This is a genomic window from Sphingobacterium sp. BIGb0116, assembly GCF_024808035.1.
Taxonomy (GTDB): domain Bacteria; phylum Bacteroidota; class Bacteroidia; order Sphingobacteriales; family Sphingobacteriaceae; genus Sphingobacterium; species Sphingobacterium paramultivorum.
In genome coordinates this window covers 295,755-320,799 of record NZ_JANUDT010000006.1, presented here as the reverse complement: position 1 = coordinate 320,799, position 25,045 = coordinate 295,755, and the positions used below count along the sequence as shown (strand labels likewise).

Here is a 25,045-nt window from a genome sequence, read left to right as displayed (position 1 = left end):
ATCAATTAAAAAAGTCAAGAAAAAGTTTATTCACGTTGAGTTTCGCAGCTAATTGAATACGATAACGTGTTGCGGACCTTTCGGCTTCGAATTTAGCCCCTATCGCCTCTGCCCGACGTTTCATGTTGGCCGTACCCTGACCATGTCTCAGATACTTCGTATGTGAGATCGTTCCTTCCGTCAATTGTATGGTATTACACAACCTTAAAATCAGCTGATGACGATCTATTTTTAAAAATATATCAACTTTCGCATTGGGACTGTGCTTGCAGATATTATGCAATGCTTCTTTAAAGATGAGATATACATTCTGACGTACATATTGAGGCAGCTGGCCGGCACTTTGCAGATTTATATCAAATTTGACATCGACATCCTGCATCGGCAGGATCTGCGAAACCAAAAACCTCATCCGGTCTTCTAAGCTTCCCTGGCTATTATTGCGCGAGTCTATTGCCCAGATGACGTCATCCATCGTTTGTACCGCCTCCCGACTATAGGCTGCAATTTTTTCCAGCGACTGATGCCGCCCTGCGGACTGCTGACCTATAGCCATAAGATCAGTCTGCATCGCAATTCCCGTGAGCAGGCCGCCAACCTCGTCATGCAGATCGCGCGCGAGTTCCAGCCGGAGCTTTTTATCCCGCTTGAGCTGCGAAGATCGCAGAATAGCAATGACATAAAGAACAACGCCCAGCCCTAGGGTAACCAGCACATAAAAAAGCTGTGTCTCATAAAATTTCGGCTTTTTATAAAACAGCCACCGCTTGGTTTTCACACTTAGACCATTGTCGCTTATCGTCTTCAATTCAAGTTCGTACTCGCCTGTTTTCAGATCGGAAAGGTTAATTTCTCCCGATGCCGGCACTTCCTGAAAAGATTTAATGAGGGGCCGGAGGCGAAAGTAGATTTTGTAATTTTGCTTATAAGCATCTATTTTTGCTATTCTAAGATTTGCAAATTCAATTTTTTTGTCGAAAATTAGCGTGTCCTGACCATCCTTTGGTGTAAAGGAAGTTACGATATTCCCGGAGCTGGTACCCATAGAAATTGTTGACAATACCGGCGGCGGCACTGTTTCCTGCTTCAGATTATACAAAAACTGCTGCGGCTGGATGGCAATACAGCCGAGTACACCACCAATAAACAATTGCCCTTGAGGCTTATCTTCGAGTATAGAAGCCTGATTAAATTCTTCAAATGGAAGCCCATGCATCGCATAAGCATTATAAAAATTTTTACCGTCCCAGACCGACAGGCCCCGGAATGTCCCCAAAAACAACAGATCATCTACCCACGCCATATTAAAAACCACATTATGTGCTAACCCACCATTCGTGTTATAGGTGTCAACATGTCCTGTACTGGCGTCTATGGCTATCAGCCCCTTTCCTTTTGTTGCCAGGAAAACCTTATTATGTCGAAATGAATGGCTGTACACCTGGAGTTTCTCACTTTTTTGCGGATAAATTTTCCGCAGCTGGCCCGCCAAGTATTCAAAATATCCATTTTCGGTAGTGAATGAGATGACCTGTTGTCGCACTTGAATGGAATTGACTCGTTCACCCATCCCAACAAGCTTTCCCATATTATCCCTTAATGGACTTACTGATCCCGTATCGCGATTATAGATCCATAGCCCACATGATGTCCCTAACAGATAGCTGTTTTCCCGATAGTGACAGAGGCTGTACACCATGGTGGACAAATCTTCTAGGGTTCCCTTTGCCTTTTTATAAGATAAGGATCTAAATTTTCCATTGGCCAGTAACCCCAGAAAGTTACCCTCCAACCCGACAAGCGCAGTATCTTTGTCGATTGGCAGAAAAGCATAATAATTATTGAGCGGGGCCGATTCTTTTATGGCTAGGTTATTTGACATAAAATATTTTAACGGGGCATAGCCGCCCACGTAGTATTTATCCTGCTGTTTTACGATTGCCCTGGCCGTACCCGTATTCCAATAATCCAGCTCAAACGTTCTTCTTACAAGGCTATACAAGCCATTCTCTGTTGCACAGAGACCTTCGTGCCCATTAAAATCAAGCTGGTTGAGCCTTGATTTGAACAGACTGCTGCGGATATCGTGTTTATCCTGACGTAAGAGCGTCATTTCGAGGTTATTTCTAAATTCAAAATAGCGGCCATCACCGAAAAGGAAAATGATCTTTTCCGTTTCAGCAAAGGACCAATGGGCCCAATCGCGCATATCACCACTATTGAGGCCCTTCAGATGTAATTGGTGAAATTCCCTTCCGTCAAAGGTCATATAGCCTAAACCATAATTTCGCAGCAGCAGACCATTTTCCAATAAAAATAGATCATCCAGCTCCCGATAAACCCTTTTTGGCATCTGAACCTGCTGCGTTTTTCCCGATTTTAAATCTACAAAAAAGAGTAAGCTGTTGTAAGCAAACCAAAGCCTGCTTTCATCCGCAATAAGACTTTTACCTATCGGCCGTCGCAATTCCGATAAAGCGGGCTGAAACTCCATCAGCTTTTTCTTCCGAAAACCGCTGATCTGCCAGAGAATACCCGATCGAGTTGCCACAAAAAGGTTTTTCCCTTGATTAGATAGCGCAATGATGTCCTCGCCCACGAGCCCTTTAGAAAACGTATCTTTTTCAATAAATTGCCATAGCTGTGTATCAAAGATGAACAGCCCATTTCTTGTCTCCAACCATAGCCGTCCCAAATCATCGGTGGTCAGTTTATTCACTTCCGTGAAACCTAAGGGTTCTGTATAAAGTTCATTAAATGCTTTTATTGCAACGCCATCATACCGGTAAAGAAGGCTTCCAGCAACAAACCAGATAAACCCTTGTTTATCGCGGGCCGCAGATTCTATATTACGGTGAAAGGGATCTATTCCCGAGAGAATTTCAATTTCATAATAGCCTGAAGCCACTACCCTGTTAAAAACAGGCATAGCAAAACAAGTGCTCAATAGCAATAGAAATTTTAGCGCTTTTTCAAACACAATCGACTAAGTTCAATAATATGGACAGATCAAATATAGCTATTTGAAAATAATTATATATTAATAATCGATATAAAATTTTCCTCCAACGAGATTTTAAAACCTGGAGAAATAACTGCTTTAAGTTAAATACCGGTCGCAGCAGGCGACATTTTGCGATCAGAAAACCAGTTCCGCTAAAGCTGATAAATAATGCGCAAAAAGGAACTTAGCCTATTTTCCGCCCCGCCTATCGGTAGGCCAATTGCCACACCAGCGGCCAATTTTTTGCTGAGGCCGAGTTTGATCTGGGGATGCAAAACAGTATGTATGCCTTCGGACGAAATTTCCTGGTTGATCTCAACACCGACAAAATGATCGGTATTCGGCACAGTATAATGAAACGACGTATTGACCTGCCAATTCAAAGCCGTTTTGGATGTGGCGTATTGATAAGCAATCTCCGGTCCGGTGTAAATTAACGTATGCCAATGACGCTGCCAGTTTTTGGCGGCTATAAAAAAAGGATTAAAGGCGGTACCACCGTTGACAAAGTTAAAGATCTGTGTATATCCGACAGCCAAGGTTGTCGCATTCTTTTTTGATACATAGAATGAATATTGCGACGACAATCGCAATCTTTCCAATTGATTTGTTGAAGGTACATTGGCAATACGGCTTTTAGCATAGGTAAAATCCGTTTCCACCTCGAGTCCTAAGCGATCAATTGGTGCAAATTCATACTCCATGAGATATCCAAAGTCATCCTTTAGACTTGTTCGTTTGATATCCGCTCCCAGATTAAATTCTTTTTCCCCTTTTCTTGCGCCAAGGTCGCGTACAAGGTCATTATAAAGGGGCTCAGCATGGTGCACCTTGTCCGGTAAATTTCTATTCTCCTGAGCAAGGAGAGCACAGGAAAAGAACAGACTGTAGGACAAAAATATAGATTTCCACAGCTTGGTATTTTGAAAATTTCTTGTCATAACACAAACCTCTCGCTGAACTTTGGAAAGAAATGGGAATTTGCACATGATAATCCCTGTTTCTTACACGTTATTCTTCACTTTATTAACCTAGCTTTGACGAACAGTTTCTTAAAACAAGCAACGGTAGACCCTCATGTACCTAGTGGAACTTATGGATAAAACAGTGTTGCAATACCTTCGCATGATGTTGCAGACAAGAAAAGATGAATTATGGGAAAAATATCAGATCAGCAAATAGCAGAATTAATTTCAAGAAGAATACTGGAAATAATCGATTTAACAGGATTAACCTTAGAGAGCCTGGCCAGTTTTGTAGGGGTATCCACATCCACTATTCGGAGTGCTTACCGTAAAACCGGTTCATTATCTGTGGATAGCCTTTCAAAAATCTGTCGGCCATTTGCCATTCAACTAGCAGATTTCTTTGATTCGGCCTTAGCTTTAAAGATCGACGAAGAACACCTAACAGATTTAAAGGAATTTAAGAAGAGCTACTTTGCGGATCAAGAATTAACGAGTCCGGTATCTTCATTTGATGAAAGCAACAGCCAAAGCGAGCACCATCGCCAACAACGCGAGCTCATCGCCTATATAATCTATCGATCTGACTATTTCAACAGTCCAAAGACACTTGAAGCGATGGTCGCCGACTTTAGGAAAGAGTACCAGGCGGCATTCACCTCGGAAAGATTATATGCCTTGCTGTTAAAATACTTAGGCAGTGGAATCCTCGACAAAAAAGCCTTGCCGAGAACTGCCCGCCGGATGCCGGCCAATAAGCGTCCATATTTATACTTCAAAAAAGAATCTAAAAAAGCATAAACGAGTTCCCAAAGTTAAATTTGACGATAAGCAAGCGGATTGTTACCTGTCTGCCTTTTAAAAAAATTGCGAAAATTAGATTCATCCGAGAAGCCCATCTCATAGGAAATCTGGGATATTGAAAGGTCAGTGTGCTTTATATAGCGCAAAGCCTGCTGGGCCACAACAGTGGATATCACACATTTAGCCGATTTACCAGCAACGGCAGAACACAGCTCGGTCAACTTCCGTGGAGAGAGGTGCAGACGGTCCGCATAATACTGCACACTGGTATGTTCGCGGTAGTGCTTATGCAATAAGACCGAAAATCTGTTAAATAGCTGAACGGAAGCGATCTCTGCAGATCCACGCGTTGTTTCTAGCGATAACATAGTTTGATATCCTTCGAGCAACAAGGACTCAAAGCAGTGATGGGCAACCATCATATCAATAGTACGGTACTCAGCGCAGCCTTTCAAACGTTCTACAAATAGCTTCTTGAACACCAGCTCTGTTCTATAGTCCCGCATAGCAAGAAAGGGATGACTTCCAAAAAACAATTCCGAATTGAGTATTTCGGTATCGAGTTTAGATCTTTGATAAAAATCTGCAGTAAACCAAAGTAAATATCCTTCGCCAGTGATAGCTTGGGGAATCTCGACTTCATCATGCGGCCCAATAAAGATGAGTTCGCTATTCGGAAAATCATAAATAGTCGGGCCAATTTTTATGCTGACAGGAGAGCAGGTTCGAATGATGGAAAAAACCGAGTTGCTATATAGCCTGTTACTTAACCGCTTACAGTACTCCGATAGTTTTAATGTCCCAAATTGGATCCAGTCATTTGCTACAGCTGGTTTACAAAATTCCATTTCCTTAATAAATTCTTTTCAAAATCAATAATGTCCAGATTTTCACAGAGTCTCGTATAATGATAAATCGATTTCAACATCTTTCGGGGAGATTGTTTTGAGAAAACGATCTTCACACCACTATCAAGAAACCTTTTTTTTTCATCTGCACTTTCACTGGCCGAATAGCCAAATAAGAGAATCAAGGGGTAGCGGCTTCTCAATACGCGAGCAGTCTCCATCCCGTCCATCTCCGGCATATGTAAATCCAGAATGCACACGTCTGGCTGTTCCATATTGGTTTCAAGCAGATGCACAAGTTCCCTTCCGTTGTGGCAGGAATATAGCATCTCATAGTTTCCCATTTCTCTAGCCAGATGCTCAATTACTTTCAGGTGCAATACGTTATCATCTGCAAATGCAAGTTTTAATTTCTTGTCCATTAAGGCAACTGTTAAATTATAAATGTGACACCTTGTTTTTTTCAGGTTGGCTATATTTGTCTTTATTGCAGGAGTACATGTTGATGAAGTTGTCAAAGCAATTCTCCAGTACAATTAAAAGCATCTCAATTTTCGGCGCAACATATCTCTGTTTACTCTTCATATTTCGGTCTATTATATTTTTTCAACAAGCTTGTACTAGCTATTTTAATTGTAAATTATTAGTCTAATTCAGACTAGAAAAAAAACATTACAATCTGATTACAAATAAGTTAAGTAGAAAAGTTTTTGATTTCTAACTTGTTTTTTGTACAATTAAAAACATTTACTAACCGAATGATTATTTTAAAGGCATATCTTGTAAGTAATTAAAAAAAATAGTTATATTTGAATAGGTAGGATTGTAGTCTGAATTAGACTAATCTGTATAATCTAGTATCTTTATGCTCAGACAATAGCAAAAAGTTTACCTCATGATTTTTAATTTTACCTTATTGAATCCTACTTCAATATCATTCATCTACCTTGCATTTGTTGACGATCAACAACAGCAGCTTCTTATTAAAACTCCTTTAAAAATTATCCCTGCACAATGGGATGGGGAGAAACAGCGTCCCTGTAACATTTATCTGAAAAATTTTAAAAAGCTAAACACAAAGCTCGATGCACTGAAGATTGCAATATCGACTTATCTTTCTGACTTAAAGTCGAGTAAAAAGGAGTTTTCTCTCCGTGCAGTCAACCGCTTAGTCAAAAAATGCTGCTCAGAGGCGACGCCTTCGCTTCCAGCAGGTGGACTGCTACAGAGTGTAGAGAATTTTATCAAAAGCCGAATTCACCTTATTACTTCGACCACACACAAACGCTACCTCGTCTTCTTCCGTTTATTAAAACGCTTTGAGGGGTATCAGCAAAAACATCTGATGCTAGATCAGGTGAATAGCCTTTTTGTACAGCAATTTATTGCCTATGGTGAAGCCGAAAACTACAGTATAAGTACTACACACCGCACCATACATTTTGTGCGTACAGTACTTAATTTTTTAGAAAAAAGAGGCGTACGAACTTTTGTTTATGAATTAGAACTGCCCAAGGTCAAAAAAATAAACCATGCCGTCAGCCTCAGTGAAGATGAAATTAGCACAATAAAAAATATAGAGGTGCCAGTCCATCTGAAGGCTGCAAAAGATTGGCTAGTGATCAGTTGTTACACAGGTCAACGTGTGTCAGATTTTATGAATTTCAATCTCGATATGATGGAGATTCTGGACGGCAAGCCCTGTTTATCCTTCACCCAACAGAAAACACAGAAAAGCATTTTACTTCCACTTCATCCTACGGCATTAATTATTATGTCGAATAACGGGCATCGCTTCCCCCATAAAATGACTGCTCAAAAATATAATGAGCAAATCAAAGAAGTGACACGTCTTGCAGGTATTACCACGCTGGTAAAAGTCAGGAAGCGGAACGGATTCCGTTCCTCAGACCAGCTTATTCCAAAATGTGAAGCCATAACCAGCCATATCGGCCGTCGGAGTTTTGCCACAAATTTTTATGGTAAAATTCCTACAGCATTGTTGATGGATGCCACTGGACACAGTACAGAACAGATGTTTCAGCGGTATATCAGCAATGTGGATACCGAACGTACCCGATCCCTAGGGACTTACCTGGAAAACATGTATCAAAATCGAAGCAGGACAAAAGAAGATCACTTAATCAGCTAGGTTAAACACCTAACTGGGAAAATCGAGTACTTGCCGAGCCAATTGGTATTTACAATTTCAGTGGATCGCCAGCTTATTTTTTAAGGCAGAAGGAAGAGCATCTTTGTGAAGCATCAAGGCTGTGCTTTTATAGCGTACGTATTCTTTCGTGAGGTAGACAAAGCCCTGGAAGGCATTGCCCCTGCCCCAAGAATTCTTAGCTATATAGTATTCTTTTCCGTTTTGATCTTTTACTAAGCCAATAATATGTAACGCATGATCATCTGTTGTTTGCCATGCATCGAATGCGCTTTGGCGCGCCATAGCATCAACTTTACGTTCAGGTTGTGGCCTGACGAATTGCATCTTCTTTTCTTCCGCTGTCATGTCTGATGCCGACTTTTGGGGAACATACGCGATGCCATAAGGCCAGGAAAAACCAGGTTCCGAAATGTCAATTGTACACGCTACCGTAAAGCCCTTTTTTAAAGCCTGATCAATAACAATGGTAAGTTCTTCCATAGGAAGGTTCAAAAACTGACTGAACGACCAATTGTCGGGAATCAAAAAAACAAATGCTTTGTAATAGGGAGCAGTGGTAACAGAAGCGATGTGCATATATTGATCCGGATCGATGCCTATCACCTGATCAGCAAAACTACGTGCTGTATAGGATTTACCCTGATAGTCAAAATTCGCGGAAACTTTGCCCAGATAGTCATCCATTAGCAGCTCCACATCTTGCTCCCAGCTCCTTTTCAGCTCCCTGCTTTTTACCATACTGGATAGTCTACTGTTGAGTACAGCGCGCAGGGCCTTGAAGTTGCTCGAGCTTTTACCCGCTTTAATTCCCGTGTAGGCAGCTCTAGGCATTGCCCCATGCATACGCAGTATCTGCATGACATCATGAAGCTGTCCACCCTCATTTAATTTTAGGCCACCGTGCAGGCGCAGGTAGTTTCTCGCTCGTTCAAGATAAGCCTTCCTGACGGTATATAGTGGCGAAATCGCTACAGGCTCTCTACCCATTCGGATCATTTCTGATTCGAGAAAAGAGTTCCCGGTATAAGACCAACAGGTATTGGAAGCTCCCTGGTTCTTCACTGTTGTACTTTTCAATCGGATCAACTCCGTAAAAACAAACTCCGACTTGAGCAACTTTATATTTTTCGGATAATAAAATCTATAAAGTATGGCTACGGCTGCCAATATAGCAACGATGATTGCTAAAATAATCCAATTCTTTTTTTTCATGATAATCTACCCCCGCAAATAACTGCCGTAAAGCTGGGCAACAGTTTCTTAATAGCCCAATAAAACAATAGTCCCAACAGTATAACAATAGCTGGGCAGAGAAAATACAAAAACAGCAGTGTAGCATCCGTTTGCGGTCTAATCTGGTTAAATAAGAATTTGATAATAAAAACCAACGGTAAACGGTGGTAAGCAAATATAAAAAAGCTGGCGCTGGCCAAAAAGTAATAGGGCCGCCAGCGTCCCTTTTCGATAAAGCAGGCGATTACTGCAACCACGCTTATTAAGCCTACCAATACACTGGCACAGTAGCTATAGCTCCACCAGTCTTCGCCCAAACTATAAAATGCCGATACGAGCAGCAGGATATAACATGGAATTGGCCAGGGCAAGAAAGACTTCATGAGGAGCACAAAATTCTTCTTATGCAAACTAAAGTAAGCCCCTGCCGAAAAGAAAAAGAAAGAAACCGTACTCCATCCAGGCAGATAAAAATAGGGATTGCAGACCCAGATACCCCCTATTACCAGCACTGCGAATAGGTGTAAGTTTTTAATTAAAATATAAACGATGGGCGACAGGACCACAAGCACCATGAGATCACGGATAAACCAAAAAGGTGAATTGATGGGTAAGTTTTTTGTTGCCTGGAGATGGATATGCGAAGTATCCCAAAAAGACCAAAGCCAATCTGATATACTGTACTGAACAATTGGCTTATTGGCGCCCGATAAAAGTCCACTGAAAAAAGTCTGTGCCAGAAAGAAAAAAAGTAGTACCGCCAAGTTCCAAAAAATGTAAGGAATAAACAGACTGTGCAGCCTGCTCTTTAATTTTTTGAGATAGACCTCAAACGTGAAGGACTCCGTACGATAAAAAAAAAGAAAGCCTGAGATAAAAAAGAAAAGCGGCACACAGACTTCGAAGACGAGCTTCGAAAACAAGAAGAAAACCTGTGCGAAAACAGGAAAATGAAGCGTATTAACCTGTTTTGAACCTTGAATGACGATATTCGAAAAATCAGTATGAATAAATACGACCCCTACGATCAGGGGGAAGCGGAGAAAATCGATAGTTTTCGACAAGAGCATTGCCGAAGTTAACGAAGAAGAATGATCTCTTTCCATGGATTGGATTTGGCTATCTTGCTTAGTGTAGTTAAATTAAGCATTTTAAACAAATTTTCTTCCTTTTTTCATTAAAAAGAAAGCCGATACGGAATTTAACTTCCCTATTTCCCTTCTGGAATTCGATTGTCGCTTTCTTCCTCTTTACCCTCAGCAATCATCTCATTGACATCCGCCATGTCGCCGGCTTCCAAATGTTCAATATCTTCCGCCTGCTCTTCGGAATAGCGATCGATAAAAAATGTACAGCCCATGGGAAAATGGTCGGACCCAACTGATGGATAGATAAATAGCTTGTCAATAAATACGGTTGGACTATGAAACAACAGATCCAGCGGCACTCTGAAAAACCAATAGTTGGCATGAAAGGTAGAAAGAATGCCACGTCCGATTCGTGCATCGATCAATCTGCTGGTTTTTTTGAACAAAAGGGAAGATTTGGCCCAGGCCACATTATTAAAATCTCCTGTGACAACTACGGGCATTTTATAATCGCGCACCCGCTTGGCCACACTGAGCAGATCGCCATCCCTTTCTTTGGAAGTTTCCTCTTCTGTCGGACTCGGCGGCGGCGGGTGAACGGCAAAAAAGATAAAACGATGTCCGTCGGCAGTTTCCAGTTCAGCTTCAATACTGGGAATATCATCGGCTACAAAATAATGCACCTCACATTTGTTGATCTTCAGATTGGTATAAAAGTGCATACCGTAGGTGTTGTCCAAAGTTACCTTCTCAAAATTAGGATAATCGCTCTCCAACTCTCGCAAGGCTTTTTCCCATGCCGCATCACTTTCCATGGTCAAAAAAATATTCGGCTGTTCTTTTTTGATCAGCTCAATAAAGCGATGATACGCTGAATTGAATTGTAGCACATTGCAGGAGATTACTTTAATGCTATCGGATGAATCCTTGCCCTTTTCATATTTTTCACGACGCCAAAATTTGGTATAGCGGATCAATATATAGGCATGATATACAATCAGCGCCAACTGTACACCTTGCAACCACCAGATCCATGAATCTTCCCCCACGAGATAAAAACCAATTGCCAAAGCCGGCAGCTGAAATACCAGCAGCTGCAGCTTCACAAATTCAGCTACCCGAAAAATCCAATGCTGGCTTTGGGCAAACGGTAATACACTCAGTACAATTAATATCCCTGAGAAAACAGTATAGAAAATCAGCATATCGCTCGCGCTAAAATTTTAGACAAACTTAAACAAATTACGTTTATTTTCAACAGACCATCATTTTTCAAGCGCTCCTCAGCTATTATATATCCTTTTGAAAACCCTCCTGATAATCCACCCTTGTCCTGGCTAGTGCATTCGGGAAGTTTGTGTGGATATACGCTATCATTTCCTCGCGGATAAAACAGCGCAGGTCAAAAGCCTGCCCCGAATTGCGGCAGCTCATCAGGCAGCGGACCTCCATGGTACGCTCTTTAAAATCAGTCACCTGAAGCACGTTTACTTGACCGTCCCAAAGCGGATGTCCGGTGAGTAAGGCCGTCAGTTTTTCACGCAATAGCTGGACAGGTACGGTAAAATCTGTATAGATAAATACGGTGCCTAATATCTCCGAAGTCGTACGTGTCCAATTTTGGAAGGGTTTTTCAATAAAATAGGTAATGGGTAATACTAAACGCCGTTTATCCCAGATATTGACGACCACATAGGTCAGATTGATTTCCTCCACACGCCCCCATTCCCCTTCTACCACCAGTACGTCATCCATACGTATAGGTTGTGTAAAAGCAATCTGAAAGCCAGCGAGGAGATTTCCCAAAGACTTCTGTGCAGCAAAACCGATGATAATTCCGCCCACCCCCACGCCTGTGAGCAAGCCGGCGCCGATCTTTTGCATACTATCAAAGCTTAACAGGATAATCGACAAAGAAATCACGATGATCAGGGTAACGACCACTTTTCGGATAAAGACGATTTGCGTCCTGATCTTTCGTTCGCGCAGGTTATTCTCCTTGTTAATATCAAAGCGATGATAGAGATAATCTTCAAAAACCTTAATGCCCTGTATCAACACAATAGCAAAGAAACTAACCAATAAAAGTTCATTGGTTTTGCTCACCACACGGAGCGTCCTTTCGTTAAATTGGGTAAAAGGCAGTAAACTATTGAAAACAATTAATGGGATAAACACACTCAGCACACGATTAAAGCGCCTAATAAAGGAACGGAAAAGGGAGTAGGATTCCTGTTGGATGGCCTGACGCCGTAGTAGGGGAATAAATATGAGTTTAATCAGGATACCGATCAAAAATGAAAAGAGGATTAATGCAATATTCCAGAGCCAAGCGGGCCATTTCTGTGAAAGTTGAATTAATGTTTCGTTCATCATAGTGTTATTTCTTTGTGTTTACGACTATATCTCATTAAAGTATAACGGCCCTGAAGGTCTAACGTTTGTTTTATTTTGAGAAAAATCGGTTGAAAGGATAGCTAAGAATAATTTTACGCATATTGCTAAACATAGACGAGCATTTACCGATCTAAAAAATGGGATTTAAAACAAAATTTTACACCTTCCATAAGATTAAAACCACACAAAAACACCCTTATTCAACAAAAAAGAAGTTAAAAAACCAAATAAAAACACCTATTTATTACAAAAAAGCAGACAATTGCACAAAAAAAACAAAATATTAATAAAAAAAGGCAAAATAAAATACATAAATAATTAAAACATCAACAAAAACCACCTTTCATTTAAAAAATTAGATAAAAAACAGATTAAAATTACAAACAAAACAAAAAAACCATATATTTACATCACCTTGATAGGTTTATAATTGGTTATTTGAAGGTTTTCATTCTCCCCGAGTGAAAACCTTTTTTTATTTTATATTTAATCCTCAATAAATGTGCTCTTTATAATTCTCTACAACGAAATCCAATCAAGCTATAGCAGATTAGCAAAAATATATCCAACAACTTCATGCTCTTAACTTAAATTCTCAGTATCTAATATTTTGGAAGTGATGAATAGCCTTTTGGTATGTTTTTTGAGCCTACAGAGCCAATTACAAACAGATAACTAGCTTTACATGGCGTGCTTTACTTAAGCATACTATAAAAAAGGTATTTACCGTTTATAATAAAGTTTAAAGCGTAGGAATTTCAAGCTTTCCAAGAAAAATTAAACCAAAACATAGAGATAACAATGAGCAAGAAAAAAGACAATTCTAGATGGCTGAATGTGGCCATATCCTGGGGAGCGAGTATCGTCATCATCGGGGTACTATTTAAGATTCTACATATCGGCGGCACCACAGCCAATTATATGATCGGAATCGGTTTAGGTGTAGAAGCCTTCCTTTTCTTTTTAATGGGTTTCAATCCGCCAGCACCGGAACCAGACTGGACCCGGGTTTATCCCGAATTGGACGACAATTTTAATGGTGAGCTACCACAAAGAGGAAAAACTGTTGTTGCCCAACCCGCAAGTCCATCGGCCACAGCCGCTTTGGATAAGATGTTTGCCGATGCCAATATTGAACCCGCAAGCATTGAAAATCTCGGTCGTGGCCTGCGTGATTTTAGTGAAAAAGTATCCGCTATCAATAAGCTTTCAGATGTTTCACTTGCGACAGAAGAATTCACCAATAAGCTCCGAACAGCAACTTCAAAATTTGACAACCTAAGCAACGCATTTGAAAAAGCGTCAGAAAACCTAGTCGCCATGTCAAATACTTCCGGCGATACATCCAACTACCACGAACAGGTAAAAAGTCTAACAACCAACCTAAGTCAATTAAATGCAATGTACGAACGTGAATTGCGCGATTCGGCCTCACATTTACAATCGATGAACAAGTTTTATGAGAACCTAAGCTTTACCATGCAGAACTTCAACGAATCGCTGGATGATTCCAAAGCATTTAAAGATGAAGTGGGCAAGCTAGCGAAAAACCTCAATGCCTTAAATGCCATTTATGGCAATATGCTGAGCGCGATGAATCAACCGCGTGTGTAATTAATTCTTGTATTACTTAAATCAAAAACAATGGCATTAGGAAGAGAAACTCCAAGACAAAGGATGATTGGCATCCTTTATCTGGTCCTGCTCGCCTTATTGGCGCTCAATGTACCGGATTCCATCTTGGATGCATTCAAAAATATCAATAACAGTCTCGAAACATCCAAATCGAATGTCAGCACAGCCGTTCAACAACTGTTCACAGCATTCGAAAACACCAAATTAAAAGAAGAACCCGCACGTGCCAAACCGATCTACGACAAGGCAAAAAAAGCGCAGGCTATTATTGGAGAACTCAATCAATATATTGGTTCTTTAAAAGAAGAGTTCGTTAAACAAGGTGGTGGATACGATGAAGAAAAAGGCGATCTGGCCCAACGTGAAAACGAGGATATCTCCCCCAATCTCATGATCAATGAGAAAAAAGGAACTGTTTTAAAAGATAAAATCAATACAACACGTACTAAACTGTTGGCCCTACTCACACCTGAAGAACAAAAGATGGTTTCGTTCTCTCTGGAGGCGAAAGATCCCGAGAAATCTGTAAACGGTAAAAAATCCTGGGAAGAAATTAATTTTGGCAGTGGCACACCTTTGACCGCAGCGATGACTATTTTAACCAAAATCCAGACCGATGCACAAAATGCAGAATCTGATGTGGTGAAGCTCATCTTAGGCAAAATGGATCAGGCCGTGGTGAACCTGGATAAATTTGCAGCGGTTGCTGTAGCTCCTACATCTTATTTGGTGCAAGGACAGCCCTATAAAGCCGAAGTATTTCTGACTGCATCTGATTCCAAATCTGAACCGGCCATTTCTGTTAATGGATCATCACTTCAGGTGGTGGATGGAAAAGGTGTTTATTCGGTCAACACCAGTCGGGAAGGTATCTATACCTGGACCGGTGTGATCAAAGTAAAACAAACCGACGGATCTTATAAAGAATATCGTACCCCTGTACAGACCTACCAAGTAGCTCGTCCTTCGGCAGTGGTATCACCAGACAAAATGAATGTACTTTATATCGGTGTAAACAACCCTATATCAGTATCAGCTCCGGGCACATCTACCGATAAAATCCGTGTCAGCATGAGTGGTGGAAGTATTTCAAGTGCTGGTGGCGGTAAATATAATGTGAAGGTAAGTTCACCGGGTACAGCACATATCTCTGTTTCGGCTGAGGTAGCACCGGGAAAAACACAAACTTTGAGTTCGACAGAATTCCGTGTGAAACGGATTCCGGATCCGATTGCCAAGTTTGCTGGCAAAACAGGTGGATCAATGGCTACCGTTGCACTTAAAGCACAAAATGCATTGTTTGCCAAACTGGATAACTTTGACTTTGACGCAACTTTTAGGGTCACCAAATTTACGATGATTATTGCTAAGCCGCGTGCAGATGCAATCGTATTGTCCACTTCTGGTGGCCAGCTGAGCTCAAGCATGTCTTCAGCCCTGAATGGCATTGTACCAGGCACACGCGTTATCTTCGACAATATCGTTGCTGTAGGTCCTGATGGAACTTCCAGACAACTCAATGCAGTTGCTTTAACAGCAAATTAATATAACCGACCTATATCTGCTACATAACAAGCCCTGCTCCCAGAAAGAGCAGGGCTTTTTTTGGCTACGACACACCTTAAAAACACACAGATTTTAAGGTGAACTCTGTTTTAAACCTTAATCATAGCCTTTTTTCTCCGTCGCCACCAGATCCAATAGCCTAGCGCAGCTAGTGAAACGACCCCTATCGTAAAGAATTCAGCTGACAACACCTTATTTTCCCGTTTCACACGCGAATCCGAAACGCTTGCCGCTTCGCTGTTTGCCTGCCGCAGCTGCAAATTCTCTTCGGCACTTTTTATGTTCGACAGGTGAGCAAAAATTTTCCCGCTCTTGGCCCATAATCCACTATCCGGGTGAAACCAGAATGTACTATCTGTACTAAAATACCAATAGGAAGACAAACGATCCTGCTGTTTCTGATGAAATTGCAAATTCTGCTGCTCATATTGGCTATAGATCTTAGTAGATTTCTCCTCCAGCTGCTTTTTTCCCTGCAAGACACTACAACTGATGACCACAAAAATGCTTATCATGAAGAGGCAAAACACTGGACTCCCAAAGACTGAAATTGTGTATTTATTCATGACCGCACCCTCCTCAATCAATCCAGTCTGCGATAGCATAAATAGTCGCAAGTGGACGCCGCCGCGATTCTACCCGGTCATGACTATTGCCTTCTACCGAGATCAATAAAGGACCATTCAGCGCTTTAACCAGGCCGACATGACGAATCCGTTTCAATTGGCTGCTATAGATAGCAAATAGATCTGCCGGCTTGACATCTCCCTTATCGATTTGGTTTTGTGGACGACGACGAGCTTTGGGAAAGAGCGCAGGACTCCATGCACTGCGCGGTATTGAAAGACCAGCCTGCCCATAACACCAGCTGGCAAATGCTGCACACCATTCATAACCTTCATCTAGGCCTACATAGGCCAGGTACTCCGAAATCTCTGGCCCCTTATTATCGCCTCCGGTCTCCCTTACCCCAATTTCATTTGCTGCAATTTTATAAATCTGCCGTCTAAGCAGATCGGTGTTACGTCCTGTCGTATAAGCATCGCTATACTTTCTGCTTAAAACAGCATTTCCAGTAGCAGCAGAAATGCAAAGAGCAATAGAAAAAAAACCGAGAAATAAAGAATGGATTGTTGCCATGAGCTTAATTGATTAAAATGGTAATAAATATCCTGTCTATAATATTTGAAGGGTCTCCATAGATATTCCAGCAACCAGATGCAGCAACATATAAAGACCAGTCCGGCCATTAGCCCAAAATAAAGCAGGGACAGTACCCCCAGATCAAGCGCAGCTGATGCCGGGTCGAAAAATTGTAATATACTCCCAACAAATAGGAAAATAATTACCAGTAATATACTTGCCATACCGAGCAGATACTTGGGCTCAATCGGCAGTTTTTGTGTTAGACCATACCATGGTCCTTTCATTTCTACACTGTTCATAGTGATATAATTTAATGATATAAAATAGTTATACCTTACCTACATATTGACTGCGCGAATAGCGGTTTCGATTCCGGTCGCGCACCAAGATAAAGACATCGAGGCCGACATTTTGCATGTAATCAGGCAGTTCGAGCATTAAGCCCGAGTCCGAGCGCGTTACCAGCGTCTCATTACGGATAGCAACACCCCCTATCGGATCATAAACCACTAATAGCAGCTCGTCATCGTGATTCAAGGCTGTAATCTCACCACCGTCAAAACTCAGCCGCAAGGCATTATTTCCTAGCGTAATGCTTTCGACGCTTACGTTCTGTACGGGGCCATCGGATAGTAGGATAAGAGCGGGATCAACATATAATTGGGGGTACTCACCCTTGACAGCATATTTTACAGCATGCGCCATTGCCAGATTGCGTGCAGACAGCTGCTTTGCTTTTTCTCGCTGTATACGCTGCGCAAATCCATCCTTAATAATCGATGCCAATGGCAGCAGATATTGGCTCGCCAGGTAAAATTTCTGCTGCGTCAGCAGCATCCCTATTGTCTTATTTTGTTTTCTTTTTTTCATCTGAAACTGTACTAATGTTAACGTTCAAATTTCCTTTCCAAAATCTGCCAGGGGCAAATGATCCCCTGGCAATTGATCCAGCCTAGGCAAGCATTATTTCACCGAGATAACTGCTTCTACTGATTTTGGTCTTTGTCCGATCGGACATAAAATACCAGATATGCACGGCATCACCCAACAGATGCTCAGGTACCCCAAATGTGACCTCTCCATCTTGCCTTTTCGCCACGGTCGGCGAAGTCATGAATTCATCTTTCACCGGATGATAACAGATTAAATAAAATAGATCGTCACCCTTTGTTTCGTAGACATCGTTATTAGCCGTCGACCAGACCACTGTTAGGGCATCTGCATCGAATCCCGCTTCTACTGTTCCACCACCACCGTAGATTCCATCGGCAATTCGGATCTTGCTATAATCCAAATTTAGTGCAGGATAAACACCCTGAATAGCCAGTTCCTGATTCAGCTGAAAAGCATAGTTGAGCGGTGTAAGACGATCTGCCTTCTTCTGGCCAAAACCGATTTTTAGAAAATTATTGATTGGTAGCAGAAAGCGCATCAGTGTCTTAAATCTTGCCTGCACGATCAGCTGCGCTTCCGTATAAGGTTTGTTGCTCTTTTTAGCAAGTCCTCTGATATAGTTGATGCTCTTCCAGCTAGCACCGATCACTGAGCCGGCCTTACCACTAAAGCCCCCGTTTGCTCCGTTTACTATTGTTCCCATTTTTAAAAATTTTAAGGATTAAAAAATAAATCGCCAAGATTTTTATACCGGTATTTTTGCTTGACAGAACAAACATAAGGCATTCATAAACAGAAAAATACAGGACAGAACAGATTGTCCGATGCTTGTCCGACGGTTGCCCACCAATTGTCCGACGACCGCCAATAACCAACGCCAACGCCACTGCACAGACCATTGAAAGGGCTGCTTATAACCTGCGTCTGAGCTTAACCTATCAGCTACCGACGAAGCCCCTAGTTCCGACCTAGTTTAGTAGGTAAACACTAGGTCTAAACTAGGGGCAGACTAGGGATATCGGCGAACAAAGCCTATGGAAGGAGTGGATAAAGGCATAAGCAGGTGCGAGGTGCCTAGCCATTTAAGTAACGTTTGAGCCGGAGCACGTCATCAAGCTTAAAATACTTTTTGCCCCCTTTATCGCGCTGGTACACCTGAATAAGGCCTAAGTTTTGATACCGCAGCAACGTACGGTCCGATACGCCTACGGTGTCTTTGACAAATGCTGTATCACGAAGTTCGACAGTGGTATCCGCTGTCTGAAAGCTATCCTGTATTGCTCTTTTTAATACTTGTATTTCTGTAAAGAGAATATGTAAAGCCTGCAAGAGATGCGCATCTGTGTTACGGCCGATATTGTTAAACGAATCTTTTCTCATATTTTTAATTGTTTATAATGACAAATACGCTTAGCCACCAAGGATATTGGAGTTAATGAAGCTAAAGAAGTCTGCATACAGTTTCTTATCACCTACAGGAAGTGTTTTTTTCGTCCCTTCAGTCATCAAGACACCGCCGACTCCATAGCTGTAAAAGAAATTGATATTAATTACAATACTCTGATGGCATTGCTTAAACCACTTAACCGGCAGTCCCCCCAGTACTTCCCGCATGGTACTGTTGCAGCTCAGTGTTTTACCCCCGATCATGTGAAATTTAACCTGTCCATTGGTACTTTCCACATAAACAAGTTCTTTCATACGAACCTCCGTACGCTGATAACGCACCGGCCCTTTGATCATAAAATAATACGTATAATTTTCCAGTGAATCGTGATCAGCGAGTGGGATCAATTTAGCGAGCGCTTCATCCACCCGGCGCAGTGCGGCATAGAAACGGCTCTTAGACACCTCTTTAAGCAACACATCAACGACACCGAGATCATATCCCGGATCTTCGTATTGGCGGTGTGCCGTATAAAGTATCGTTTTTAGATTTGAGCTGGGTAAGGTTCTTAAAAAATCGAAAGCGTTAATCCTTCCAAGCTCCACGTCGAGGATCATAAAGTCCACTTTGTTGGCACGCAGAAAAATCCGGGCTTCCTGCGGATCACTAAATGTTTTGGCAATCTGCACATAGCCAATCTCTTCGACCATCTCAAGCAGATGGTCGATATGCGACTTTTGGTCATCAATGATGATCCCAATCCATATTCTATTCATATTTTCCGTCATTTTTTTTGTTCCTTTAATTAGTTGTAGCGCTGCACACTTAGCGTGAGTTCATAATGCTCATCGTCCTGCTTTTCTTCCATCGAAAAGTCCGTTCCAAAGAGGTAATCCATGCGTGTTCGTACATTTCGAAGTCCCACATCGTGACTTGGCATCATCTGAGGCCCACTTCGTTTTTTATTTTTAACCTTAATTCGATAGCCGGCATGGCCGACAAGAATGTCGATTTTGGCCGGGTGATCTTTATCCCACAAGTCCGCATGTTTAAATAAGTTACCAGCAAGCGTCTGCAATAATGTCGGCGCAGTACTGAATCGCATCAGGTTACCCGTGCAAGAAAGTTTTATGTAAAAAGGATTTGGTTCGACTTTCTCCTGTATGGACAGGTACTGCTCCAGTGCTGTCACTTCATCCCCTAATAAAATATGGGTTGCCCCCTCCACCTGATGGGCCTCCATATAGAATTTCATTAAGCGATAAAGTTCCGAAAGCTGCCTTCCCAATTCAACATCATATGGGGCCACCTTATTTTTTAAATGGCTAAAGATATTTGCCATCATATGCGGATGCACCTGCGCAGATAAGGTCGTATACTGAAAGGATTTCATGCTAGATTCTGCGGCGAGACGTGCGTTTACAGCTTCAAGTTTATCATTTGATTCGCGAAGCTTACTCTTATAGTAATAATAGCCCACCGCCATCACCGTATAATTACTGTGCATGACGAGAAAGGTCTGGATATACTTCCCCCAACTAAAAGCGTGTTTAGTGATGACATACCTATTATTTATTATCTCCAGACCAAATCTTCCATACAATTCGTAGTACACGAATATTCCGGAGAGTAAATAGAAGCCTATCATCAACACTAGAGTTCCCAGTATATGACCCCGATCGTAAACATACTTCAAGATCAGATAAACCGCATAGAAGATGATCGCACAATAAAATACGGTGATGAAGGAAGCTCCCAGATTCAGTCTGGAATTGCCAAGTGCATTTACCACGAAAAAATAAAAACTATATCCTATCCAGAAGTAGCAGTGCAACAACCACTTTCCTTTAAAGAACCTATTCATATTATTGGTTTATATTGATAACCTAAAGATAATTATAACATCATGTTTAAACAAGTATCTAGATCAGTTTTTCAAAAAATAGTTCCAGGCAAGCGATAACTCAGGTAAGTAAATTTATCAAGCAGCAACTGTTTCTCTTTCATGCTAAATGAAATTATACGATTAGTTGCCGGCCACGATGCTACATCCGAGCTCGGTGACATGATTTTGTGTAGGTAAAACCAGGCCTCCCAGGCCTCCGGATATTCTAATAAGGCTTCCTCAAAATCCTCATAAATAATGCGGCTAAAATAGTCCGTAAACTGCCTGCCGCTCGGAAACCAGTTTTTATACCAATGACTTAATTCACAAATAACAATGGGCTCATTTTCTGCCACTATTCTGGCAATCAAAACGGTTATATTTTTTTGAAGCAAAAAAGCCATATGTAGAATCCCATGCTTTATCTTAATGCTGCCATTTAGAAAAGGAATTTCCCTTAATTTTTGCGCCTGGAAATCTTTTGCGGCACTTACCCCGCCATCGAGGTAGCAGAATATGTGAAAGCCAAGATCCATCTGCTGCCTTAACTTAAAGAAAAGATAAGGATCCTCGGCGTCTAGAAATACAACTTGTTTTTGCCAACGATCACCGAGCAAAGCTGCGTAATGCTGTGACTGCTGCAATATAACCTCTTTAGCCACAGGTATACAAAGTTTATAGCCGCGCTGAACCAGAAAAGCTGGGACGGCCCTATAGTAGCCAAAGTGAAAACTTAAGATAAATTGAGCGCGTTCTGGAGCAATCCAATAGGTTTCGTCCTCAAACTGAAATTTAGTAGCGTCCGTTTCTGCCTGCCGCCTTGAGAAATTGATCGCCGCACGGTGTAGATTTTGCTGGATATCGAGCTGATGGATACCCAAAAGATGCTGCACATTGGCCGAGAAAAAAACAAACTCCCGCCAGTCCTTTTCGGTGTAAACCTGCATAGCGGCTCTCCAAGTAAATTGCATATAAAATTATTTTAGGGTTAATATTGGGAATATGCTATGCCCAAGGATATGGCATAGCATACTCAGTTATCATCATGTTCTTAAGGGAAAACGATATTGCATTTCCCTCCATCGTCCTCTTCATCACTACCTAACATCAGGTCAGTGATGGTCAGAGGAGGTGGATTGTATAGTCCAAATTGGGCTAATAATGTTGTTATTTCCACGTTGTTTCTCGTAAAAGATAAAACCATAGGCTGTTCTCGCAACAGCATTACGGCTTCAGGCACTGAAGACTGTGGATCGATCGGGAGTAAAATTTCAACTAATAATTGGAGAGCCAAAGGACATCGTCTTCATCTGCCATTTGGTTCCTAAACTTTCCATTTTGTAGATAATTTGGGTGGCAAAAGAGGTTTTTCTAGAGGCAAAAGGTCTTATAGGGGTAGTTTCCTCATTGATCTTCAATCATCGTAGTTTTGCTAGTTCAATAGATATTACTGTCAGTAAACTCGATAAACCAACAAAACACTTTATTATGTCAATTAAGCACAACCCCAAGGCGGGATTCAAACTATTGTTTGATTTTTTGGGGAAATATCACACGATAGATCAATTTCACTATCAGTGGGCAAAGGACAACCTCAAAGTCAAGATTGTCAAACGAGGCGAGCAACTCAGTTCAGCTGACCGTCATTCGGAGATGACCTATTTTGTCGCGAAAGGCCTCCTGGCGCGGGTGGAAGAAAATACTAAAACCGGCAAGCGCAGGATTATGAGCCTGGCTATTCCAAACATGGCTTTAATGACGACCAATCACCTCTATACACATCATCTACACAGCGGGCATATTGTAGCACTCCGTTCAGGAATTATTATTGCGATCCCACATTCGGTACTAAGGCAGTTTCAGGAACAGGAAAAATCCATCGATACATTGATTGACGTATTGGGTAATAAAAAGAAGAGGCAACTGGTTTTGCTTAGGCAGGCTACCTTGAGCTACTCGCCTTTTGAGCGCTACCTCAACTTTGCCCGGCTGTTGCCCGAAATTAAAGCTGCGACCACTCAAATTGAGCAGGCAGATCTGCTCGGCATCTCGCGCCACACGGTTCAGCAGGCGCAGTATTTTCTGCTGACGGGCAAATATGCTCAAAAATAGCTCCTATGGTACAGGCCTATATCAGACTTGTTTTGCATGCAACTTTGTATTAGAGGCAGCGAAATTGCTGGCTTTGACAAACATTTTATAAACTAAACATTAAGCTTATGCTTACAAAAAGAAACAGCTGGCTACGCGCCGGCACATTAACCGTATTAGGATTGGGCCTCGCTTATGGAGCCCAAAGTTTCACCGAAAAGGAAGAGGTGAAAATGGAGAAAACAGTATCAAGATCACTTGATGATCAGACTTGGTACAATAATGAGCTGGTCAATTCAGATCCAACCAATCCAGCGAATTATGCGTTGACACCTAAATTTGAGTGTGGTGACGATGACCAGGAGATCTGTTCCATCAAAGCACCAGACAACGGTTCGGGTCAGCCCGACATGTCGCATCAAGTATCACCCGGCGTGACAGTTGAGGATCAGATTGAAGATGCAGTATCCAGTTCCAACACCAACACTACTGTACAAGCATTTCGCTCCAACCAGTAGACAAAAAAGCAGGCTTCCCTCATCGGAAGCCTACTTCCGTTTCTTACCTCGGATTTTGTTCAATATTACTTTGACTAATCACTTCGGCCGGAATGGGATATAGATAACGGGCATCGTTAGCCGGTAGTTCATATCGTTTCGTTTCTCCATTAGTTATGACCTCCCGTACCAGATTTACGGCATGCTTGGGTTCGAGATTCAATCGCTTCAGATCTGACCACCTTACACCTCGAAATAACATTTCCTTACGTCGCTCATTTAGGATCAAGCGCAATAAATTTTCCGGATTAGATAATTTCAATGCGGCAAATGAGCCCTTTCGGATCCGATGTTCCAACAGTTTATTGATATCCACCAATGCCGCCTCCGTAGCTCCTAAACGGGCATTGCATTCTGCCCGGATCAGAAAAAGCTCATCATTGGCGAAGCCCGCAAAATAAGTAGCCGAACGACCAGAGTAATAACCTTTGAAAGCATATTCTGTTGCATTCACGGATCTAAAATAAATGAGTTTACGGAGATCATTAGCATCAAATAGGTCATATACTTCCATGGGTATTCTGGCCCGACTGCTGTTCAGTGCAGCGCTTCCCGAAATTGTTGATCCATAGTAGATCATTTCTACATTTTTTGGCGTGATGGGGTAATTAAGCTTAGCATCAATAGTATTAAAATCCATCAAATCTGCATTTATTCTCAGGCATTCATTGGCATAATACCGTGCTTGCTCATAGTCTGCAATACTCAGATATATTCTTGCCAATGCGGCATACGCTGCTCGTTTGCTCGGTCTATTAATCTCAGCGGCCTGATCCCTCAAATATGGGATTGCCCCTTTGATATCATCAATAATCTGTTTGTACGTTTCATGTACCGTAGCACGTGTAACAGGAACATTAAAATCGGAAGTCAACCGTATCGGCAGCCCAAAAGGGCTATCCTCAACCTCATTATAAAGCGGGCAATACAACTGAGCCGCATAGAAGTGTGCCAGCCCACGGACAAATAGGGCTTCGCCTTCAATATCTTTATTTTTGATTGGCTGCAGACGCTCAACACCTTCCAGCACAATATTGGCGATCATAATGGTATTATAACAGGCTCTCCAATAGGCGACATCCGTTGTGATCATTTCTTTATCCCATCGATAAGCCTCCTGAAAACTGGCCAGCATATTATTATAGGTATCATTGTTCAGATAATAGTCATCTGTACCCAGCTCAATTAGTCCCGGATAATAGAGATTGATCTGAGACTCAAAGTCCAAAAGTGCTCTTAAGTCCTCTTCCTTGTCGGGAGTAGCCGCAGATAACTGTGGCTTTTCGTCCAAAAATTTAGTACAAGACTGGCAGCAAAGGCTCCATAGAAAGATGCCTATCCACATCATATTTTTCATTATAATTCCTTCCTT

Annotated in this window: 25 protein-coding genes; 7 read left to right on the top strand and 18 right to left on the bottom strand. The window is 41.8% G+C overall.

The window, feature by feature from the left end; translation table 11 throughout:
• Position 1: 1 nt before the first annotated feature.
• A complete protein-coding gene (locus M2419_RS16295; RefSeq protein ID WP_259255389.1) occupies positions 2-2,980 on the bottom strand; it encodes a histidine kinase in 2,979 nt (992 codons plus the stop codon).
• Between the two features lie 176 nt (positions 2,981-3,156).
• Positions 3,157-3,945 carry an HAEPLYID family protein gene (locus M2419_RS16290; protein WP_153845448.1) on the bottom strand — a complete coding sequence of 263 codons (789 nt, stop codon included), beginning with the start codon at positions 3,943-3,945 and terminating at the stop codon, positions 3,157-3,159.
• A 213-nt stretch (positions 3,946-4,158) separates the two neighbouring features.
• Between M2419_RS16290 and M2419_RS16285 the strand changes: the two genes are divergently transcribed.
• Positions 4,159-4,770, top strand: coding sequence for a helix-turn-helix domain-containing protein (locus tag M2419_RS16285; RefSeq protein WP_153845447.1), 612 nt, complete (start codon positions 4,159-4,161; stop codon positions 4,768-4,770).
• Between the two features lie 14 nt (positions 4,771-4,784).
• Here M2419_RS16285 and M2419_RS16280 read toward each other — a convergent pair whose 3' ends face one another.
• A complete protein-coding gene (locus tag M2419_RS16280) occupies positions 4,785-5,621 on the bottom strand; it encodes an AraC family transcriptional regulator (protein ID WP_153845446.1) in 837 nt (278 codons plus the stop codon).
• A complete protein-coding gene (locus M2419_RS16275; protein WP_153845445.1) occupies positions 5,597-6,043 on the bottom strand; it encodes a response regulator in 447 nt (148 codons plus the stop codon). The genes M2419_RS16280 and M2419_RS16275 overlap by 25 nt, the downstream gene beginning before the upstream one ends.
• Before the next feature lie 473 nt (positions 6,044-6,516).
• On the opposite strand from M2419_RS16275, the gene M2419_RS16270 reads away from it, so the two are divergent.
• Entirely contained in the window at positions 6,517-7,773 is a 1,257-nt protein-coding gene (locus M2419_RS16270; protein WP_153845444.1) for a tyrosine-type recombinase/integrase, read from the top strand.
• A 57-nt stretch (positions 7,774-7,830) separates the two neighbouring features.
• Here the strand turns inward: M2419_RS16270 and M2419_RS16265 are convergent, their stop codons facing one another.
• From M2419_RS16265 to M2419_RS16250, 4 genes are all read right to left on the bottom strand, one after another.
• On the bottom strand, positions 7,831-9,006 hold the full coding sequence (locus M2419_RS16265; RefSeq protein ID WP_153845443.1) for a C1 family peptidase: 1,176 nt from the start codon (positions 9,004-9,006) through the stop codon (positions 7,831-7,833).
• The gene (locus M2419_RS16260) at positions 9,003-10,133 is read right to left on the bottom strand and encodes an acyltransferase family protein (protein ID WP_153845442.1); all 1,131 of its coding nucleotides are present in this window, start codon (positions 10,131-10,133) and stop codon (positions 9,003-9,005) included. Before M2419_RS16260 ends, M2419_RS16265 begins: the two co-directional genes overlap by 4 nt.
• Before the next feature lie 104 nt (positions 10,134-10,237).
• Positions 10,238-11,320, bottom strand: a complete 1,083-nt coding sequence (locus tag M2419_RS16255) for an endonuclease/exonuclease/phosphatase family protein (protein ID WP_153845441.1) — start codon at positions 11,318-11,320, stop codon at positions 10,238-10,240.
• A gap of 85 nt (positions 11,321-11,405) precedes the next feature.
• Complete coding sequence (locus M2419_RS16250; protein ID WP_259255388.1) at positions 11,406-12,491, bottom strand: mechanosensitive ion channel family protein; 1,086 nt, start codon at positions 12,489-12,491, stop codon at positions 11,406-11,408.
• Between the two features lie 822 nt (positions 12,492-13,313).
• On the opposite strand from M2419_RS16250, the gene gldL reads away from it, so the two are divergent.
• Together gldL and gldM are read left to right on the top strand one after the other, a co-directional pair.
• Complete coding sequence (gene gldL / locus M2419_RS16245; protein WP_259255387.1) at positions 13,314-14,126, top strand: gliding motility protein GldL; 813 nt, start codon at positions 13,314-13,316, stop codon at positions 14,124-14,126.
• Positions 14,127-14,156: 30 nt separating this feature from the next.
• The gene (gene gldM, locus M2419_RS16240) at positions 14,157-15,692 is read left to right on the top strand and encodes a gliding motility protein GldM (RefSeq protein ID WP_259255386.1); all 1,536 of its coding nucleotides are present in this window, start codon (positions 14,157-14,159) and stop codon (positions 15,690-15,692) included.
• A 110-nt stretch (positions 15,693-15,802) separates the two neighbouring features.
• Here the strand turns inward: gldM and M2419_RS16235 are convergent, their stop codons facing one another.
• The 9 genes from M2419_RS16235 to M2419_RS16195 form a co-directional block, all read right to left on the bottom strand.
• Positions 15,803-16,228 (bottom strand): hypothetical protein, encoded by a 426-nt coding sequence (locus M2419_RS16235; RefSeq protein WP_259255385.1) that lies wholly within the window; start codon positions 16,226-16,228, stop codon positions 15,803-15,805.
• 64 nt (positions 16,229-16,292) lie between these two features.
• The gene (locus tag M2419_RS16230; RefSeq protein WP_259255384.1) at positions 16,293-16,853 is read right to left on the bottom strand and encodes a CHAP domain-containing protein; all 561 of its coding nucleotides are present in this window, start codon (positions 16,851-16,853) and stop codon (positions 16,293-16,295) included.
• Positions 16,772-17,158 (bottom strand): hypothetical protein, encoded by a 387-nt coding sequence (locus M2419_RS16225; protein ID WP_153845437.1) that lies wholly within the window; start codon positions 17,156-17,158, stop codon positions 16,772-16,774. The genes M2419_RS16230 and M2419_RS16225 overlap by 82 nt, the downstream gene beginning before the upstream one ends.
• Positions 17,159-17,186: 28 nt before the next feature.
• Entirely contained in the window at positions 17,187-17,729 is a 543-nt protein-coding gene (locus M2419_RS16220) for a DUF6266 family protein (protein ID WP_153845436.1), read from the bottom strand.
• Positions 17,730-17,811: 82 nt separating this feature from the next.
• On the bottom strand, positions 17,812-18,456 hold the full coding sequence (locus M2419_RS16215; protein WP_153845435.1) for a DUF6266 family protein: 645 nt from the start codon (positions 18,454-18,456) through the stop codon (positions 17,812-17,814).
• A gap of 371 nt (positions 18,457-18,827) precedes the next feature.
• Entirely contained in the window at positions 18,828-19,133 is a 306-nt protein-coding gene (locus tag M2419_RS16210; RefSeq protein WP_259255383.1) for a hypothetical protein, read from the bottom strand.
• A gap of 30 nt (positions 19,134-19,163) precedes the next feature.
• Positions 19,164-19,916: a LytTR family DNA-binding domain-containing protein gene (locus M2419_RS16205; protein WP_259255382.1), complete on the bottom strand. Its 753-nt coding sequence runs from the start codon at positions 19,914-19,916 to the stop codon at positions 19,164-19,166.
• 29 nt (positions 19,917-19,945) lie between these two features.
• Positions 19,946-21,004, bottom strand: coding sequence for a histidine kinase (locus tag M2419_RS16200; RefSeq protein ID WP_259255381.1), 1,059 nt, complete (start codon positions 21,002-21,004; stop codon positions 19,946-19,948).
• A 71-nt stretch (positions 21,005-21,075) separates the two neighbouring features.
• Entirely contained in the window at positions 21,076-21,996 is a 921-nt protein-coding gene (locus M2419_RS16195; protein ID WP_259255380.1) for a hypothetical protein, read from the bottom strand.
• Positions 21,997-22,140: 144 nt separating this feature from the next.
• Here M2419_RS16195 and M2419_RS16190 point away from each other — a divergent pair, with 144 nt between their 5' ends.
• From M2419_RS16190 to M2419_RS16180, 3 genes are all read left to right on the top strand, one after another.
• On the top strand, positions 22,141-22,353 hold the full coding sequence (locus tag M2419_RS16190; protein WP_259255379.1) for a hypothetical protein: 213 nt from the start codon (positions 22,141-22,143) through the stop codon (positions 22,351-22,353).
• Between the two features lie 25 nt (positions 22,354-22,378).
• Complete coding sequence (locus tag M2419_RS16185; protein ID WP_259255378.1) at positions 22,379-23,137, top strand: Crp/Fnr family transcriptional regulator; 759 nt, start codon at positions 22,379-22,381, stop codon at positions 23,135-23,137.
• Between the two features lie 107 nt (positions 23,138-23,244).
• Positions 23,245-23,634, top strand: a complete 390-nt coding sequence (locus M2419_RS16180; RefSeq protein WP_259255377.1) for a hypothetical protein — start codon at positions 23,245-23,247, stop codon at positions 23,632-23,634.
• A gap of 43 nt (positions 23,635-23,677) precedes the next feature.
• Here M2419_RS16180 and M2419_RS16175 read toward each other — a convergent pair whose 3' ends face one another.
• Positions 23,678-25,021: a RagB/SusD family nutrient uptake outer membrane protein gene (locus tag M2419_RS16175; RefSeq protein WP_259255376.1), complete on the bottom strand. Its 1,344-nt coding sequence runs from the start codon at positions 25,019-25,021 to the stop codon at positions 23,678-23,680.
• Between the last annotated feature and the right edge of the window lie 24 nt (positions 25,022-25,045).